General features: G+C 45.3%; 22 protein-coding genes and 1 tRNA gene. 7 read left to right on the forward strand and 16 right to left on the reverse strand.

The genetic code is table 11. From position 1 onward, the window contains the following. Positions 1-135: 135 nt before the first annotated feature. Positions 136-1,086, reverse strand: coding sequence for a magnesium transporter CorA family protein (locus AC1DN5_RS07990; RefSeq protein ID WP_049627017.1), 951 nt, complete (start codon positions 1,084-1,086; stop codon positions 136-138). Between the two features lie 147 nt (positions 1,087-1,233). On the opposite strand from AC1DN5_RS07990, the gene AC1DN5_RS07995 reads away from it, so the two are divergent. Further along, entirely contained in the window at positions 1,234-2,544 is a 1,311-nt protein-coding gene (locus AC1DN5_RS07995; RefSeq protein WP_366969163.1) for a hemolysin family protein, read from the forward strand. Positions 2,545-2,581: 37 nt separating this feature from the next. On the opposite strand, the gene AC1DN5_RS08000 is transcribed toward AC1DN5_RS07995, so the two are convergent. After that, the gene (locus AC1DN5_RS08000) at positions 2,582-3,412 is read right to left on the reverse strand and encodes an STAS domain-containing protein (protein WP_366969162.1); all 831 of its coding nucleotides are present in this window, start codon (positions 3,410-3,412) and stop codon (positions 2,582-2,584) included. Positions 3,413-3,485: 73 nt separating this feature from the next. Here AC1DN5_RS08000 and AC1DN5_RS08005 point away from each other — a divergent pair. Continuing rightward, positions 3,486-3,556, forward strand: a tRNA-Gln gene (locus AC1DN5_RS08005). Between the two features lie 64 nt (positions 3,557-3,620). Here the strand turns inward: AC1DN5_RS08005 and AC1DN5_RS08010 are convergent. Continuing rightward, positions 3,621-4,001, reverse strand: a complete 381-nt coding sequence (locus tag AC1DN5_RS08010; protein ID WP_045926723.1) for a Spx/MgsR family RNA polymerase-binding regulatory protein — start codon at positions 3,999-4,001, stop codon at positions 3,621-3,623. 236 nt (positions 4,002-4,237) lie between these two features. On the opposite strand from AC1DN5_RS08010, the gene AC1DN5_RS08015 reads away from it, so the two are divergent. After that, positions 4,238-4,483 carry a DUF2626 domain-containing protein gene (locus tag AC1DN5_RS08015; RefSeq protein WP_003153078.1) on the forward strand — a complete coding sequence of 82 codons (246 nt, stop codon included), beginning with the start codon at positions 4,238-4,240 and terminating at the stop codon, positions 4,481-4,483. Between the two features lie 39 nt (positions 4,484-4,522). Here the strand turns inward: AC1DN5_RS08015 and AC1DN5_RS08020 are convergent, their stop codons facing one another. After that, positions 4,523-5,161 (reverse strand): MBL fold metallo-hydrolase, encoded by a 639-nt coding sequence (locus tag AC1DN5_RS08020; RefSeq protein ID WP_016938959.1) that lies wholly within the window; start codon positions 5,159-5,161, stop codon positions 4,523-4,525. A 154-nt stretch (positions 5,162-5,315) separates the two neighbouring features. On the opposite strand from AC1DN5_RS08020, the gene AC1DN5_RS08025 reads away from it, so the two are divergent. Then, the gene (locus AC1DN5_RS08025) at positions 5,316-5,489 is read left to right on the forward strand and encodes a DUF2759 domain-containing protein (RefSeq protein WP_003153076.1); all 174 of its coding nucleotides are present in this window, start codon (positions 5,316-5,318) and stop codon (positions 5,487-5,489) included. A 33-nt stretch (positions 5,490-5,522) separates the two neighbouring features. Here AC1DN5_RS08025 and AC1DN5_RS08030 read toward each other — a convergent pair whose 3' ends face one another. The 5 genes from AC1DN5_RS08030 to AC1DN5_RS08050 form a co-directional block, all read right to left on the reverse strand. Next, a complete protein-coding gene (locus AC1DN5_RS08030) occupies positions 5,523-5,837 on the reverse strand; it encodes an MTH1187 family thiamine-binding protein (protein ID WP_045926724.1) in 315 nt (104 codons plus the stop codon). Positions 5,838-5,842: 5 nt separating this feature from the next. Then, positions 5,843-6,880 carry a YqgU-like beta propeller domain-containing protein gene (locus tag AC1DN5_RS08035; RefSeq protein WP_366969161.1) on the reverse strand — a complete coding sequence of 346 codons (1,038 nt, stop codon included), beginning with the start codon at positions 6,878-6,880 and terminating at the stop codon, positions 5,843-5,845. Positions 6,881-6,952: 72 nt separating this feature from the next. Further along, on the reverse strand, positions 6,953-8,077 hold the full coding sequence (locus AC1DN5_RS08040) for a M14 family metallopeptidase (RefSeq protein ID WP_366969160.1): 1,125 nt from the start codon (positions 8,075-8,077) through the stop codon (positions 6,953-6,955). A gap of 81 nt (positions 8,078-8,158) precedes the next feature. Then, positions 8,159-9,121 carry a glucose kinase GlcK gene (glcK, locus tag AC1DN5_RS08045; RefSeq protein WP_016938955.1) on the reverse strand — a complete coding sequence of 321 codons (963 nt, stop codon included), beginning with the start codon at positions 9,119-9,121 and terminating at the stop codon, positions 8,159-8,161. Between the two features lie 18 nt (positions 9,122-9,139). Further along, positions 9,140-9,364, reverse strand: coding sequence for a YqgQ family protein (locus AC1DN5_RS08050; RefSeq protein WP_045926728.1), 225 nt, complete (start codon positions 9,362-9,364; stop codon positions 9,140-9,142). Positions 9,365-9,561: 197 nt separating this feature from the next. On the opposite strand from AC1DN5_RS08050, the gene nhaC reads away from it, so the two are divergent. Next, positions 9,562-10,926, forward strand: coding sequence for a Na+/H+ antiporter NhaC (nhaC, locus tag AC1DN5_RS08055; RefSeq protein WP_366969159.1), 1,365 nt, complete (start codon positions 9,562-9,564; stop codon positions 10,924-10,926). Positions 10,927-11,000: 74 nt separating this feature from the next. Here nhaC and AC1DN5_RS08060 read toward each other — a convergent pair whose 3' ends face one another. From AC1DN5_RS08060 to rpmG, 3 genes are all read right to left on the reverse strand, one after another. Further along, entirely contained in the window at positions 11,001-11,174 is a 174-nt protein-coding gene (locus AC1DN5_RS08060; RefSeq protein WP_016938952.1) for a hypothetical protein, read from the reverse strand. Positions 11,175-11,236: 62 nt separating this feature from the next. Beyond that, positions 11,237-11,791, reverse strand: coding sequence for a 5-formyltetrahydrofolate cyclo-ligase (locus tag AC1DN5_RS08065; protein WP_060964755.1), 555 nt, complete (start codon positions 11,789-11,791; stop codon positions 11,237-11,239). A 78-nt stretch (positions 11,792-11,869) separates the two neighbouring features. Then, a complete protein-coding gene (rpmG, locus tag AC1DN5_RS08070; protein WP_003153056.1) occupies positions 11,870-12,019 on the reverse strand; it encodes a 50S ribosomal protein L33 in 150 nt (49 codons plus the stop codon). 347 nt (positions 12,020-12,366) lie between these two features. Between rpmG and AC1DN5_RS08075 the strand changes: the two genes are divergently transcribed. Together AC1DN5_RS08075 and AC1DN5_RS08080 are read left to right on the forward strand one after the other, a co-directional pair. Continuing rightward, positions 12,367-12,720 (forward strand): hypothetical protein, encoded by a 354-nt coding sequence (locus tag AC1DN5_RS08075; RefSeq protein ID WP_016938950.1) that lies wholly within the window; start codon positions 12,367-12,369, stop codon positions 12,718-12,720. After that, positions 12,717-13,181 carry an endolytic transglycosylase MltG gene (locus AC1DN5_RS08080; RefSeq protein WP_016938949.1) on the forward strand — a complete coding sequence of 155 codons (465 nt, stop codon included), beginning with the start codon at positions 12,717-12,719 and terminating at the stop codon, positions 13,179-13,181. Before AC1DN5_RS08075 ends, AC1DN5_RS08080 begins: the two co-directional genes overlap by 4 nt. 95 nt (positions 13,182-13,276) lie before the next feature. Here AC1DN5_RS08080 and pstB (AC1DN5_RS08085) read toward each other — a convergent pair whose 3' ends face one another. Genes pstB (AC1DN5_RS08085) through pstC form a run of 4 tightly spaced genes read right to left on the reverse strand, consistent with a single transcriptional unit; the run spans position 13,277 to position 16,711 of the window. After that, a complete protein-coding gene (gene pstB, locus AC1DN5_RS08085) occupies positions 13,277-14,059 on the reverse strand; it encodes a phosphate ABC transporter ATP-binding protein PstB (protein WP_188154565.1) in 783 nt (260 codons plus the stop codon). Between the two features lie 11 nt (positions 14,060-14,070). Further along, a complete protein-coding gene (gene pstB, locus AC1DN5_RS08090; RefSeq protein WP_366969158.1) occupies positions 14,071-14,877 on the reverse strand; it encodes a phosphate ABC transporter ATP-binding protein PstB in 807 nt (268 codons plus the stop codon). Positions 14,878-14,897: 20 nt separating this feature from the next. Then, the gene (pstA, locus tag AC1DN5_RS08095) at positions 14,898-15,782 is read right to left on the reverse strand and encodes a phosphate ABC transporter permease PstA (protein WP_366969157.1); all 885 of its coding nucleotides are present in this window, start codon (positions 15,780-15,782) and stop codon (positions 14,898-14,900) included. Next, on the reverse strand, positions 15,782-16,711 hold the full coding sequence (gene pstC, locus AC1DN5_RS08100) for a phosphate ABC transporter permease subunit PstC (RefSeq protein WP_064777750.1): 930 nt from the start codon (positions 16,709-16,711) through the stop codon (positions 15,782-15,784). Before pstC ends, pstA begins: the two co-directional genes overlap by 1 nt. Positions 16,712-16,717 lie beyond the last annotated feature (6 nt).

The following is a 16,717-nucleotide window of genomic DNA, read 5'->3' on the forward strand; positions in this document are numbered from 1 at the left end:
AGAAATAATATTTTTTACACAGTGTAAAACGTAAAAAGATCAAAAATCAGCTGCATGATATTGATTTACTGAATGAAATCCGGAACCATTCAGTCATTTTCGGCCGCCAAAAAAGCAGGCATGTGCCTGCTCTTCTTAGCGTTTCTTCTCTTTCCGCAAATATTTCTTTTGATTCTCCCGCAGAATATCCCCTGTCCAGCCCTTCTGCCGCAGATAAATGTAAATCAGCAGGGTTGATACGATAATAAGCACGATGGAACAAATATACGAATATTTCCAATGAAGCTCCGGCATATTATCAAAGTTCATTCCCCAGAGAGCGCCAAGCGCCGTCATCGGTGTAAAGAGAGTTGTAAAGATCGTCAATGCTTTTACAATTTCATTTCCTCTTTGAGAGGTAATGACTTCCTCGGCATGCAGCAGATTGCTCAGCTCCTGATCGAACTCATTGATATATGTAATCCCTCTTTCCATCTTTTGATGAGCCCTGAGGTAATCTTTCTGCCTGTCATTTTTCGGAAGAAACGCTTCTTTTAAAGCCATTTCCACTTTTTTAGCCCCCAGTATCAGGCCTTTCCAAATGAACAGCTCATGGCGCAGCTTATGCACGTTTTCCAAGATTCCTTTGCTGTTGTCATCATGAATCTGCCATTTGAGCGTCCGCTGCTTGACTTCAAATTCATCCAGTCCGATCAGATAGGAATTCATCAGCTCTCCCAGCAGAACAAAAAAGCCTTCAATCGGATTTTCACAGGTTTGAATCTGCTGTGTGGCATGCTTTTCTTTTACACCGCGCAGCAGCGAAAAATCAAAATTAATCGTAAAAAAGAAGTCTCTCGTAATATAAAAGTGAAATACGGTATGGTTTTTTTCATCATCTAATCCTTGATGATAGATTAAAGATCCGAAAACTGCTTCATTATTTTGATCATTTGTATCTGCACGCAGAAAGTTTATATGATTTTCATGTTCAAACCACTTTTCGCATTGCGGCCAGTGATTGTGGTGGATCATTTTTTTTGCTTCCGCTTTTTCATGCGGACCGAGCTGGTACCAAAACCAGTCCGTCCCCGAATGTATCTTCATCTCTTGTCAGCCTCCAGTTTCGCTTTCTTGTTTTTAATTACCGTAAATGAAGTTGGCTAAACCAGGTTTGATGTTTGAGCAGCTTTCCAGAGTGGTATTATTCCGAAAAAAGGGAGGTGCAAGCCTTCCTTCGCGGAAGGCGTTACATTGTATATCATCAAACTGACTGCCATCGTACTATTTATTTTATTAACGGCGTGTTTTGTCGCCATCGAGTTTTCAATCGTTAAAGCAAGGCGCTCCCGCATCAATCAGCTCATTCAGGAAGGTGTGAAAGGGGCAAAAGCAGCCAAGCATGTCATTACACACCTTGATGAATATTTATCGGCGTGCCAATTGGGCATCACCGTAACCGCCTTGGGACTCGGCTGGCTTGGTGAACCGACAGTCAAAGCAATGCTTCAGCCGTTATTTTTAAAAACCGGGCTTCATGAAGCGGTTTCCCATGTACTGTCGCTGATTATCGCATTTTTGCTTGTTACATATGTGAATGTTGTCATCGGTGAACTCGCCCCGAAAAGTTTTGCCATTCAAAAAGCCGAGCGGATTACGCTTTTGTTTGCCAGACCGATCATTTTGTTTTATAAGTTAATGTTTCCGTTCATCTGGCTGCTTAACCATTCCGCCCGCCTGATTACAGCCCTGTTCGGCTTGAAGCCGGCTTCAGAACATGAAATGGCTTATACGGAAGAAGAATTGCGGGTGCTGCTTGCTGAAAGCTACCGAAGCGGCATGATTAAAAAAAGCGAGCTGCATTACGTAAATAACATTTTCACATTTGATAAGCGCACTGCGAAAGAAATCATGGTGCCCCGGAATGAAATGGTGAGCCTGCCGTTAGACAGCGGATCAGGACATAAGCTCCGCGACATTATCAAAACAAATAAATATACCCGGTATCCTGTCGTAAAGGGAGATAAAGATCATGTTGTCGGCATCATCAATATAAAAGAAGTTTTATTCAGATTCCTGTCTGAAGGGGCATCGTTTACAAAACACGAGCTCAGCCCTTACATTCAGCCGGCCATCCACGTGATTGAGACGATCCCGATTTATCAATTGTTCGTTAAAATGCAGCGAGAACACGCCCATATGGCCATTCTCATTGATGAGTACGGCGGAACCGCGGGATTAGTAACCGTGGAAGACATCATTGAAGAGATCGTCGGCGAGATCCGGGACGAATTTGATACGGATGAGACACCTTCCGTTCAAAAGCTTGGAGACAGCCGTTATCTTCTCAACGCCAAATTGCTGATAAGTGACGTCAATGACGTACTCGGAACTGAGATTACGGCCGATCAAGTCGATACACTCGGGGGCTGGTTCCTTACTCAGCATATTGATGCAAAACCCGGAAGCACCATTGATTTTGAAGGGTACACATTTACAGTAAAAGAAATCGACAGCCATCATATCATTACGATTGAAGCTGACAAAGCTGACAAAGCTGAATAGCTGAGGGGGGAATCCCTCTCGGCCATTCAGCTTTATATCATCTTAATGATTCTTTTACGACAAAACCGTTTTTTGCCAGCGCCTTCGCCAGACTCTGCTCCGTTTTCACCTGAGAAAAGTCGATGCCGAGCTTCACGACGGTTTGCGCGATTTCCGGCCGGATGCCTGAGATTGTCGTTTCTATGCCAAGAAGTTTTGTGCTGTCAATCACTTTAAAAATTTGATAAGCGACCATCGTATCCACAATCGGCACACCTGATATATCGAGAAATAAATAAGAAAGCCGGAGCGAAGAACATTGGTCAAGCACCGATTCCAAAATCATTTTTGCCCGGTAAGTGTCAATTTCGCCGACAAGCGGCAAAATTCCAATACCGTCGGCAATCGGCATAATCGGCGCACTTAGTTCGTTAATCATTTCTTTTTGGGCGTTTAATTGCGTTATCGTCACTTTATGATATTCCTCTGTAAATACTTCAATCATATGGTCAATTGCTTGGTTCAGCTTTTCTCCCCATGTAAATACCGCATTTGTATCAGGCTTCTCAGACATCGTTTCACTGCATGTCTGTATGCGGTTCCAGACCAATCTCCGGAATTCTTTAAAGCTTGCGACGCTTTCATAGACCGGGACTTCATGCACAGCCCTGTCTCTTGCGAACTGCAGCGCCCACTTTGTCAGCTCCTCTTCTCCGCCGTCTTTCCCCGATAAAATGCCGGCAACGATTTCAATTAACAGGCGGTGCTGCGTTTCCGCTTTCTGATCATCTGAAGGCCGCCCCGGTTCGGGGATGAGCAGCCATTGACGTATGATTTCGCCTGATTCTTCCATTAATACTTGAGATAATACTTCATTTAAATGTTTCACGGGTTTCCTCCATTCAAATCTGACTTGTATGTATAAACCGGCGCCGGATGCACATACTGTAATTAGCATTCGATGGGCTATAGCCAAGCGGTAAGGCAATGGACTTTGACTCCGTGATCGTTGGTTCGAATCCAGCTAGCCCAGTCCTGGAACCGCAAAAAACGAAGATTAGCTGATAATGTTTGATCAGCGGATCTTCGTTTTTTTCTTATGATACAGATTGATGTACCGTTTTTTTCTTCGTCAGCTTCATCAATTCTCCTGGATTATATCCGACAACAAGCTTTTTGCGATCAATCAGGATCGGACGCCGCAGCAGCTTCGGCTTTTCAGTCAAAAGCTTCAGCACTTCATTTACAGTCATTTCTTCAATGTTCAGGTTGAGGTTTTTAAATGTTTGGCTCCTCGTCGCTAATATTTCATCAATTCCTTCGGTTGTTAAGGATAAGATTTGCTTCAATTCATCAATTGACGGTGTCTCCCTGAATAGGTGGCGCTCTTGAAAGTCAATATTGTGGGCTTTTAACCAATGTTTCGTTTTTCGGCATGATGTGCAGCTCGGGTATGAATAAAAAATAAGATCTTTCATTTTTAAAAATTCCTCCCTCGGATTATCCGTCTCTTTGTTAACATAAGTACCCTGAACTTTTTTTCGCTAAACGTATTTCAAAAAGATTTTTCGGATCTTTTTTAGAGAACGGCATAAGATATAAAACACAGGGAAAGACATAAATTCCACAATAAATATAATCATGAAAATGTTTACATTTTAACTGCCGATCTATTATAATAAACTTCAGATAGACTCTCGGGAGGGGATAAGGAATGAATCGCATGTTCCGGGTGTTAGGATTTTGGACGGGGATTTTTGCAGTCATGTTTTTTTTAGGCGGCATGAAAGACGCATCTCTTTTGTTTTTTGGACAGACGATCTTTTTTGTATTTCTTTCTTATTTGAATCTGACTGAGCGGATGTATATTTATATTTTCGGAGCGTACTTAACCGTATTTTTCGCCGGATTTACATATTACTCTATTTTTATTATGACACCGGGCGGCGGAACCCACTGACTGAAAAAGACAGACCGATTACGGTCTGTCTTTTTTCGTTTACAATGAAAATCCATTAATAAACGGATTTCGCTCCTGCTCTGTCTGGATGTCCGTTTCCGCGCCATGACCGCTTAACACAAGTGTATGTCCGGGAAGCGTGAGCAGTTTTTGATGGATGGAATCAAGCAATACGTCCTGATTTCCTCCATGTAAATCCGTCCGGCCGATGCCTCCCTGAAAGAGCACATCGCCTGAAATCACCAAATCAGCGTCCTTCACATAATAAGAAACGCTTCCAGGTGAATGTCCCGGCGTAAACAGCGTCTCCAAATGGAAAGGGCCGATGTCCAATATGCCGTCGCCTTCAATCAGCCGATCGGCGGGCCGTGCCGTGACAGCGATGCCGCGCAATATGCCTGATCCGTTTAAGGAAGAGTCCTCCAGCCACTTTTCTTCATTTTTGTGAAGATATACGGGAACATCCCACCTGTCTCTTACCTCGTCAAGCGCGCCGATATGGTCAAAATGGGCGTGCGTCAGCAAGATCGCAAGCGGCTTCAAATTGTTTTCTTTTATGTAATTGTTGAGTTTGTCCGCTTCCCCGCCCGGATCGAAAATTAGACAAGATTGATCCTCGCTGACGAGAAAATAGGCGTTTGCCTGAATCGGACCGGCCGGCATTCGTCTCCATTTCACTTTCATCACCTCTTTATGTATATGCCCTTATTATGAAGGTTTTCTGCCGAAGATTCAATGAATGCGGCTGGGAAAACACTATCGACAAACAAAATGAAAACGGTTAAAATAAAATGGAAAGATTTTCAGGTTCCAATGACAAAGGGGGAGCATGATGTTACTTGTTGTAATCTTCGGCCTTGTCGCATTATTAGCTGTGTTAGGAGTCCTGCGGGCTGTCAGACAGAGAAATATCCTGGGATTTTTGTTAGCCGCCGCCACACTGGGCGTGTTCGGCTGGTTTACCGTAATGACCGTTGTTACAAGCGGATATCCGACTGCACATTAAAAGCCTGTATCCATTAGGATACAGGCTTATTTTTTATTGCTGCAAATGTTTGCTGACACTTTTGATTTTGCTCTCCAGCGTCGTTTCTTTATCACGCCTGTCATCAATGCGGATATTGGTCGCCACTCTGTGCAGCCCTTTTTGGAACGGGGCTTCGTGGATCTCCTGAATGACCGCGAACAAGTCGCTCAGCTCCCCTTCAATCAAAGTGTTCATCGGTGTGAGCTGAAATTTGATTTTGCCGGCTGCTTTGTAGCCTTCCAAAATCTTTTGCACGTCCGCTACATACTCACTGACGCTCGGTGTTTTTGTTCCGATCGGAATAATTGTCACATCTGCGATTGCCATTTGATTCAAACTCCTTTTTCATTTGTTATGATTGGTTCTGTCATGCCTGTTTTCAGTGAAATCAGACGATCATACGTAAAGCCGTATAAAGCGTATTCCCCGTTCGGAGAGATCTGAATCGGTTCCATTTCCGTATTGTTAAGCACCGTCCGCTCCCGTTTGTCCCCCAAGTCAAAGCTGATCAGCCTGTATAACCGGCCCTCCGGCTTAAACGTGTAAAACCGCTTGTGGATCTGATCGTAATCATATTCCATCGGCGCAAAGCTCTCATACTTTTTTTGAAGAGGAAAGCGGTGTGTCACGGATGCCGGCTTTTGGAAAAGGAACTCGCCGTCGCCGTCCGGTTTATCCGTTTGTCTGACGGCAAGCGTCATACCCGGGCGGGAATCTGCCCAGATGACATGTTGAAGCACTCTTTTTTCTTTTGCCGTCTGCAGATCATAAGAATATAAAGGGCCCTCTTCCTCCGTTTTTCCTTGCTTAATATATTGAAATTCATCAGAGGACGTCCAATGGACAAAGGGGGCCTGAACGGGACTCAGTTTTAAAATGCCGCGTTTCATATCGGCCGTATAGGCTGTGAAGTCCCATGTTTCAGAAAAAACGGTAATCATCATTTGGTACGGGTCATATGGATTCCAAGCCGTCTCCAGCTCATAAGAGTTAAAGGCTTTGTGATAAAGTCTTTTCCCCTGCTTGTTCATGAGCACAAGCTCAGTCTGTCCGCGGTTTGTCACCTGAACGAGAATCAGCTTTTTTTTCAGGCTGATCTTTACATTGACAATATGGCCCTTTGTTTCGTAGAGCCGTTCGGATTTTCCGCTGAAAAGGTCATATTTCATCAGCTGATTATGTGCTGTATACAGAATGGTCCTGTTATCCAGCCATCCTTCCGTTTTCTCCGCTTCATTTTTACTGAGCGGAACGATTTTTTGTTCTGCTGCTTTTGCTGAGACGTCTGTGTCAGGCTGCTGATGAGATGGTTCACAGGCCGCTAAACACAGAACGAACGCGGACAGCAGAACACAACACAAGTATCTCACCAGCCTTCCCTCCATTCTTTTCTATTGTCCCATATTTGTTAATATAAACAAATGAGAAATTTCACAGATGTCTCAAAAAACAAGCGCCCTCCACAATATTCCTTCCGTCGCTTGATAAATATCCGAAAACTGATGAAAAGGCAAAGGATTTTTCCCCTTCCCGAGCTCAACGGTATAGCCCTCTTTTCCGTATTGCTGTATAAACCAATCCCTGAAACCGGCATGGCTGTCAATGGTTTTTACACCTTGATAGCGGTTTCCGCTTATCGCTTCGAACTCCCGGATGACCTCACATGATTGCTCCGGTTCACATCCTTCGTACCCCCAATAAATCTCTTCTCCCTGTGTATGAAGCGCGATCAGCCTGTCAGGCGGCTGCTCCGTTATCAGCCGGTGCATCGCCTGCGCCTCCGGTTCAGTGAGCGGCGCCGTGCCCGGAAAATCACGGTACGAGGGAGCCTTCGGTTTGCGCCTCTGTTCAATCTCCCAATTCGATGGGAAATGTTTATTTAAATCAACGCCGTTTATATTCGCCTTCCATTCGCGGAAATCCGGGCGGTGCTCATTTAATTCATTGAGAAATTCATTTTTTTCTGATAAATCTTCACATCCGTAAAGTACGAGATCCACACCGTCAGGATTTACGAGCGGAACGAATGATAAGGATGTCCGGCTGAATATATCAATAGCGGAATGTCCGAAAACCGTTTTATTTTCGCATAATGCCGCGCAATATTCTTTGCACCATTTAATCGCAACCGACGTGGTAATCCATTCATTGGCATGAAAAGAGGCGTTTACATGCACGTTTCTCTCGGCCGTATCCGCGCCTATTCTCAGCTCATAGAGCGGTTTTCCCAAAACGGAACTGCCGATTTTACGGCACGTGACAAACGGAAAGACCTCCGTTATTTTCTCAATTTCTTCATAAACCGATTGAGAGCCGTACACCTTTTCTTCCTTCACCCATTGATCAGCGGAAAGAACGCTTTCATAGTGCCGGATGTATTGCGAAAGCCCGCTAAGCGTTTCTATCGGACATTCTGGCTGACCGCTCACGAGGAAGCCGGGACAAAATAATTCATCGCTTTCCGCCGTTTTATTGGCGTCTTCCAACAGTTTTTTATCAATTGAAAGCACCTGTGCAACATCTTTCATATGCCGTTTTATTTCAGGTTTGACACGAATTCCCGCCATGTTCATCCCCCTTTTTTAAAACTATATGACAGGGGAGATAAAAAAAGAAAGCCGCCCGCTATATGGGCAGGCAGACTTTCTCTAGCAGTTTTGATATTTAAGCCATTCATTTTTGGCAATCCATGCTCCGCCGATGACTCCGGCGTCATTTCCCAGTGCCGCAATCGAAATATCGGCTGCTTCCGCAGAACGCGGGAACGCGGTGATTTTGAAGGTCTCTTCCACTTTTGACCGCAGTATTTCGCCTGCTTTAGACACGCCTCCGCCGAGCACGATTTTCGTCGGGTTCATGGCGCTTGCCAGATTTCCGAGCACGAGGCCTAAATGTTTTGCGACATAATCAACGACTTCAAGCGCAGTTTTATCCTGCTGTTTTGCTGCATCGAACACGTCACGTGCCGTCAGATCACGCACCTGCAAGAGCGAAGAGTCGGAAACCGACGCAAGTTTTTCTTTTGCGATGCGGACGATGCCGGTTGCGGACGCAATCGTTTCGATACAGCCGGATTTTCCGCAGTTGCACGGAGCTCCCCCTTCCGGAATGCTGCAAATATGACCGATTTCTCCGCCGGCCCCGTTTTTACCGTGAACGATTTCGCCGTTGACGATGATGCCTCCGCCGACACCGGTTCCGAGCGTCACTAAAATGACATCTTTGGCTCCGTCACCTGCGCCTTTCCACATTTCTCCGAGCGCCGCGATATTGGCATCGTTTTCAATAACGGCCGGAATACCCGTTTCCGCCTCCAGATGGTCTTTCAACGGATAGTTTTTCCACCCCATATTAGTCGTCTCATAAACCATCCCTGTCGCTATTTCCACGGGTCCGGGCGCTCCCATGCCGATCCATTTCAAGATTCGTTTCGGCTTGTTCAATTCTTCCAGCTTCTGGTCAAGCGCTTTTGCAATCGTGACCGTTATAGTGTTTCCTGTCTTATCGGTCGGAACCTCCCATTTATGCTGGATTTCACCGTACATATTGATAAAGGCCAGCTTGATAGTTGTTCCCCCAAGATCAATCCCCGCAAACCATGTCTCTTCCATAATGATCTCCTTTTCTTATTAAATCCTGCTGTTGTCTCTTCTTTTGATCCTCTCAGATTCCTGCTGTAGAACTCCGGAGGCCTTCAGCCATATGTCTCTTTCAATCACGTTTGACAAGTACATTTCCTTTAATTCATCTTTCATAAAGTCAATTTCAGCTTGTCTGTCACCGAAATACACGATATGTCCGAATGACTTAAACAGCTGCTGTACGTCATAAAATGAATTCATCTTCTTCACCATTTCTTTTCTTCTCAGTATAAGCGTATTTCATCTCTAAAGCAGGCGTCAAGTAAAAAACAATTGGATAAAATTCACTTGTGTCTTTTTGGTAAAATCTATATTCATAATTGTAAAAAAACACTCATTTATGCGTTTTTCTGTTACAATACTTTCGTGCCCAAAAGCACAAAAGGATTAAAGTTTGATGGGGTGTTGTTTTGAAACAAGAAAAAAGGCTGACGTTCATTTCAGCCATCGGTTTATTTGTTTTAATGTTAGCAGTCATTATTTCCTGCCTGTTTTTCTTTCATACGGAGCCGCATATGCCGCTGTTTTTTTGTGTCATTATTCTGTCTCTGGCAGGTTTGCGGCTCGGTTTCTCGTGGGGCAGTCTTGAAAAAGGAATTGTAAGCGGATTGAAAAACGGTGTACAGCCGATTATCGTGCTGGCTTTGATCGGTATGCTGATCGGCGCCTGGATGTACAGCGGGGCCATTCCCGCCGTCACTGTTTACGCTTTATCAATAATACAGCCGAGTCAGCTGCTATTGACCGCATTATTTTCATGCATGATCATCAGCACGCTTGTCGGCTCAAGTCTGACAACTGTCAGTACAATCGGCGTCGCGCTGTTAGGGGTGGCAAGCGCGGCGGGAGTTCCGCTCGAATGGACGGCGGGAGCAGTCATTTGCGGGGCCTGTTTCGGTGATAAAATGTCACCGATGTCCGACACGACGAATTTTGCCGCCGGTATCGGCGAAATTCCGATTTTTAAGCATATCCGCCATATGATGGGCACGACCGTTCCGGCACTTTTGATCACAATCGTTCTTTTTTATATTCTCGGTTCATCCGTTTCAATAAATGCCGCTTCAACGCAAAATATTGAGGCAGTCATTTCCGGAATTAAAGAGGCCGTGCACGTTACGCCTTGGTCGCTTCTTTCACCTCTTTTGGTAATCATTTTGGCGGTCAGACGGGTTTCCGTTATTCCGGTGCTTACCGCCGGTATTATTTCCGCAGGGCTTCTGACTGCCGTTTTTATTCCTGACAGCAGCATTCAAGGATTTATATCCGCCCTGCAAAGCGGCACGGCTTTTAAAACCGGCGACCAGGCTGTAGCCAGCATTATCAACAGAGGCGGACTCCAATCCATGATGGGGTCAGTCTCTCTGATCATGATCGCCTTTGCGCTCGGCGGCCTGATGGAAAAAACAGGCCTGATCGCAGCGCTGCTTCAAGGATTGATAAAAGGCGTGCATACGAAAGGACGTCTTGTCATGGCGACCGTCTTCTCAAGCATTGGCGTAAACCTTGCGACAGGCGAGCAATACTTGTCGATCTTAATTCCGGGTCAGTCTTATAAACCTTTATATGACAGGCTCAGCATTAAGCGGCTTCACCTTGCACGATCGATTGAGGACGGCGGAACATTGATCAATCCGCTGATTCCTTGGGGAGTAAGCGGCGCTTTCATGGCAAGCGCATTAGGGGTTTCTGTCATCGATTACCTGCCGTTTACCTTTTTCCTGTACATTTCACCGATCATTTCAATCCTTCTCGGTTTCCTGAAAAAAAACTGATATGACGAGAAAAACCTGCCGTCATTACAGGCAGGTTTTTTCATGCAAAAAATCCCGCTGAAAACGGGATTTGTTTAAAAGGCCTGCTGAATGAACTTATTTCTGATAAACGGTATTTTTAAAAAGAGATGAATAAACGACCGTCTGATCCCCGGCTGGCTGAGCACGGTGTTCATCAGACGGTAGCGGTTTTGGTAAACGGCAAAAACAGAGACGGCGCATAATGAGTAGATCAACAATTTTTTCATTTTATCCCTCCTGCCCCTATCGTTTGTCAAACAGCGAGAATTATTCGGATGCAAGAAGTTTTTTATGCGATGGTTTCAGATTCAGTCACGATCATATCGACCGGAATATCGTGGGGCATGCGGGGAATGCGGTCTGTCAGCTGGCAGTCGAAGAGAAGCGACACGGTACGTCCTTCATAACCGGTCAGAAAGCGATCATAATATCCGCCGCCGTATCCGATTCTGAAGCCTTCCCGGTCAAAAGCCACACCCGGCACAATAACAAGATCAATGTCTTTTTGAGCCGCTTTTTCAGTCAGGCTTTCGATCGGTTCACTGAGACCGGCATATACGGTTTCCAGCTGATCATCCGCAGAAAATGTACGGAATTCCATCGCTCCCGTCTGGGGGAAGCATTTCGGGATACAGACTTGTTTTCCCTCTTTCCAAGCCTGTTCAATAATCGGCCGTGTCGGAATTTCCAAGCGTTTCGAGATGGTGACGGCAATCATGCGGGCTTGTTTCCATTCTTTTAAAGAAAACAGCGTTTTATGCATGCTGCGGCTTTTTGCCTCCCATTCACTTTCTGTTATGCCGGAAAGCTTTGCTTTTATATCGGTTCTGATTTGTGCTTTCACGTTTCTCAAACCTCCCTGAAAGACAAAAAAGCCAGAACTTTATTGAAAGCTCCAGCTTTTTCCGCCGTTTTAAACAGCTTATTTTGTTTCACGGTGTAACGTAGATTTTTTATCACGTGGGCAATATTTTTTAAATTCAACGCGGTCCGGATTGTTGCGTTTGTTCTTTTTAGAAATATAGTTACGCTCACCACATTCAGTGCAAGCCAAAGTAATATTAACGCGCATTATTTTCCCTCCAAACTAAATATCATTTACTTATTCAGACTTATACATAATACCACTATAATGCACGGAATGCTAGAGCTGATTTACATGAAATGTTGTTTAAGTGCAGAAAACATCAGTTTATGTTTCTGATCCTCTGAATGACCTTGCGCAAGACGCATACAAAAAATGACGAAACAGGACAAAAAAGGGCTTTCATATGCGAAATCTATAGAGAAATATCCGTTTGCCCCCCGAATAAAAAAGATTTTCCGACAAAATTCTGTTTTTTTCTCTATTTCCTTTAGAATGGCGGCGTTTTATGGTATAAAAAAGAAGGGCAAATTAATAATAGAAGGTGATGAAACGTGGAAATTGCTATTATTGCGTTGTTTATCGTCAGTATAGCGCTTATTGCATTCTCATATTCTCAAAGAGATCCGATGAAAGACGTGGAACAGGAGCTTGAAACGCTTCAGCTTTCCGCCATGCAGGAAATTTACAAGTTAAAAAAGAAAATGACGGTGCTTGAAGAAGAATTGCTGGAAACCAACCTCGTCATCCGCAAAACCAAAAGCAGCGGCATTAACCAAAAAATCGCCAAACAAATCATTTCAAAATATAACAACGGGATGTCTGCCGAAGCCATCGCAAAAGCGGAACACGTGTCTGTCGAGGACGTCAATACCATTATTAAAGATAATGAGAAGGTGCTCGTATGACAAAACGGGGCATTCAGGCTTTTGCAGCAGGCATGATTTTAGCGACGGCCGTCCTCGCCGCTGTCTTCTATTTGACTGACCATGACCAGGCAGCTGCCGTTAAAACTGAAAAAACAGCATTGACAGAAAAAGAAGTAAACAGCTACCTCGACTCTCAGCAAAAAGTCTCCGTCAAACGGGATGACTATCAAAAACTGCTTGACGCTAAGGAAAAATCGTTAAACAACGATCAAAACACGGACGCCAAAAAGAAAAAGGTCACATACAAACTTACGATCAAAGACGGAATGAGCACTGCTGATGTGTCATCCATCCTTGAAAAAGAAGGAATTATTCCTTCAGCGAAGGACTTTAATGATTACGTCATCGACGCAGGCTACCACAAAGAAATCCGCGCCGGCCATTTCAAAGTCGATTCAGATATGAGCTTCAAAAAAATCGTCAAAACATTAACCCGCTAAAAAAGCTTGCAGGCATCGTCCATTCATGGATACGGCCGGCAGGCTTTTTTAATAGGCAATTTAAAACGGGCCCGGTCAATGGCCGGGCCGTTTTTTCATCCGAATTTTCCGGTGATATAATCATGTGTTTTTTGATGATCCGGCTTGGAAAAGATTTTGCCCGTATCGCCGCGCTCTACAAGTTCACCCATATAGAAAAACGCGGTTTGATCAGAAACTCTCGCAGCCTGCTGCATGTTGTGCGTCACAATGACAATGGTATACTTCTCTTTTAAGGCCAGAATCAGCTCTTCTATTTTCCGGGTGGACACGGGATCAAGAGCAGACGTCGGTTCATCCATCAATAGGACATCCGGTTTTGTGGCGAGCGCCCTTGCGATGCACAGCCGCTGCTGCTGTCCGCCTGACAGGGAAAGCGCCTGCTGATGGAGACGATCCTTCACTTCATCCCAGAGCGCTGCTGCCTTTAATGATTCTTCGGCGATTTCATGCAGTTTCTTTTTATTTTTTTCGCCATGTATTCTCGGTCCGTACACGACATTTTCAAATATGGACTGCGGAAACGGATTGCCTTTTTGAAACACCATACCGATCTGCTTTCTTAATTCTGCCGCATCCGTCTTTTCCTTCAGCAGATTGCGCCCGTTATAAATCATATCGCCTGTCACTTTGACATTCGGAGCCATTTGCAGCATTAAGTTTAATGTTTTAATAAACGTGGATTTCCCGCAGCCGGACGGACCGATGATGGCAGTTACCTTCCGCTCCTCAAACCCGATCGTAATATTTTTCAAGGCCTGATGAGCTCCGTACCATACGTTCATGCCTTGAATATCAAATAGATTCTGTGTGTGCACCGCTTCTTTTACAACGCTCACGGTCCTTCCCCCTATCCGAACTTTCCGTTAATATAGTCATCCGTCTTTTTCTCTTTAGGACTAGTAAAAATCTGTTCTGTCTGTCCGTACTCCACCACTTCTCCGTTTAAAAAGAAAGCCGTGCGGTCAGACACCCTCAGCGCCTGCTGCATGTTATGCGTAACGATAACAATCGAATAATCTTTTTTCAGTTCTGTCAAAAGCGTCTCGATTCTGGCGTTTGAGATGGGATCCAGAGCTGAGGCCGGTTCATCTAAAAGAAGCACGGCAGGTTTCATCGCAAGCGTCCGGGCGATGCAAAGGCGCTGCTGCTGGCCGCCTGATAATGAAAGAGCCGATGAATGAAGACGGTCTTTGACTTCATCCCAAAGCGCAGCTTTCGTTAAGCTTTCCTCTACCGCTTCGTCCAAAACGGCTTTTCTTCGTTCACCCGCATACTTCAGCGCATGTGTGATGTTATTGTAAATGGATTTGGGGAACGGATTCGGTTTTTGAAACACCATACCGATCTCCCGTCTGAGAGACACGACATTAATCTCTTCCCCCAAAATATTCAGTCCTTCATAAAGGATTTCCCCCTCGCTTCTTGCAGAAGGGATGGCATCGTTCATTCTGTTAATCTGCCTCAGAAATGTTGATTTTCCGCAGCCGGACGGGCCGATCAGAGCCGTCACCGCATGTTTTTCAATATCCATATTCACACGCTTAACCGCTTGTTTGTCTCCGTAGTAAATGGACAAATGATTCACTTCCAAAATCGACGGCCCCGGCGAGCGCTCTGTCTGTTCCGCTTGTTCCCTGACGATGTGATCAATCATATGTTTTCGCCTCTTTCCGATTAATTTGCCGTAAGCTTTTTATAAATGGCAGATCCGAGCCATCTTGCACAAAGGTTAAACAAGAGCACTGAAATCACCAGCACTGCCGAGCCGCCGTTTGCTATTGCTTCTGCATCGGGAATGATCCCCTGGGTATTGACGCTCCATATATGAACCGCCAGCGTCTCAGCCGGCCTGAAAATATTTAATGGAGATGCTTCAGAAAACGGGTTTAAATCGGTAAAATTCAGCCGCGGCGTTGTCAGCCCCGCTGTAAATAACAATGCCGCCGCTTCTCCGAACACTCTTCCTGATGCCAAAATGGCTCCGGTTAAAATCGAAGGAATCGCGCTCGGAATCAGCACCGTTTTGACGGTATGCCATCTCGATACGCCTAAAGCGAGAGAAGCTTCTTTCAGTTCTTTAGGAACTGCAGTGAGCGCGCCTTCTGTCACCCGGACCATTACGGGAAGGTTAAAGACCGTTAAGGCGAGTGCGCCCCCGATAATCGTGTATCCCCACCCCGTCAGGTTCACAAACATCAGCATGCCGAACATCCCGATGACAATCGACGGAAGCGACGACAGAACTTCAATACATGTTCTGATAAAATCAGTGATTTTATTTTGCGGCGCATATTCGGCCATAAAGACGCCGCCCCCCACACCAAGCGGTATCGTGATCAGCACGGTGATGAACAGAATGTAAAAGGAGTTAAAAAGCTGATCCCGTATCCCGCCGCCTGACGCGATAGCGCTTGATTTTGACGTAAGAAAATGCAATGTGATTTCCGAGACGCCGTGAATCAGAATATACAAAAACAATCCTGCTAAAATCGCCGCAATCACAGCGGCGCATAAACCGAATACACCGGTGGCCAATTTATCCGTTATTTTCCGGTTCATTATACTTTCCTCCTAGATGACAAGTAGCGTATGAGCAGTATAAACAGAAACGACATGATAAGAAGAACAAGCCCCATCGACCACAGCGTATTATTTTCGATACTTCCGTATGTGGTATGGCCCATGTTTAACGTGATAATCGTCGTTAATGTCCCCGCCGTATCAAGCAGGCTTTCCGGGAGAAGCTTTGTATTTCCGATAACCATCTGTACGGCGAGAGCTTCTCCGAACGCTCTTGCCATTCCAAGCACGACAGCGGTCAGCAATGTCGGAAACGCCGCCGGGATAAGCACCTTCCTGATTGTCTGCCATCTCGTCGCACCGAGCGCATATGAACCGTCACGAAGATGTTTCGGTAATGACGCAAGCGCATCAGCGGAAATCGACGTAATGGTCGGCAGAATCATCACCGAAAGAACGATCGTTCCCGCCAGAAGACTGTGACCTGTTCCACTTGATTTAAAAGATCCGATAAACGGAACCAATACTGTAAGACCTATGAATCCATAAACGACGGACGGAATGCCGACAAGCAGCTCAATTACCGGCTGCAGCACTTTTTTTCCCCAAGTCGGCGCAATTTCCGTCATAAACACGGCACCCGCAATCCCGAGGGGCGCCGCGATCAGAGCAGATAGAACCGTGACCGCGAATGATCCGAAAATAAAAGGCAGCGCGCCGAACTCAGGCTTTGCCTGGGTTGGGTTCCAATTCAGACTTGTTAAGAATTCAATCGGGCTTACACCATTTTCAAAAAAAGATTGCAGCCCCTTTATGCCGAGAAAGATTGTGATTGCCGCTGATGCCGCAATGATAATCGCCGCACATACAGACACAATCACTCTTCCGCGGACTTCATCCAATTGCCTGTTTTGTTTTGAGCTTATTAAGCGTTCGCTTACAGACTCTTTTTCTCTGTGATTTATCATTTGTTT

It is taken from the genome of Bacillus sp. 01N42_2, assembly GCF_056399565.1.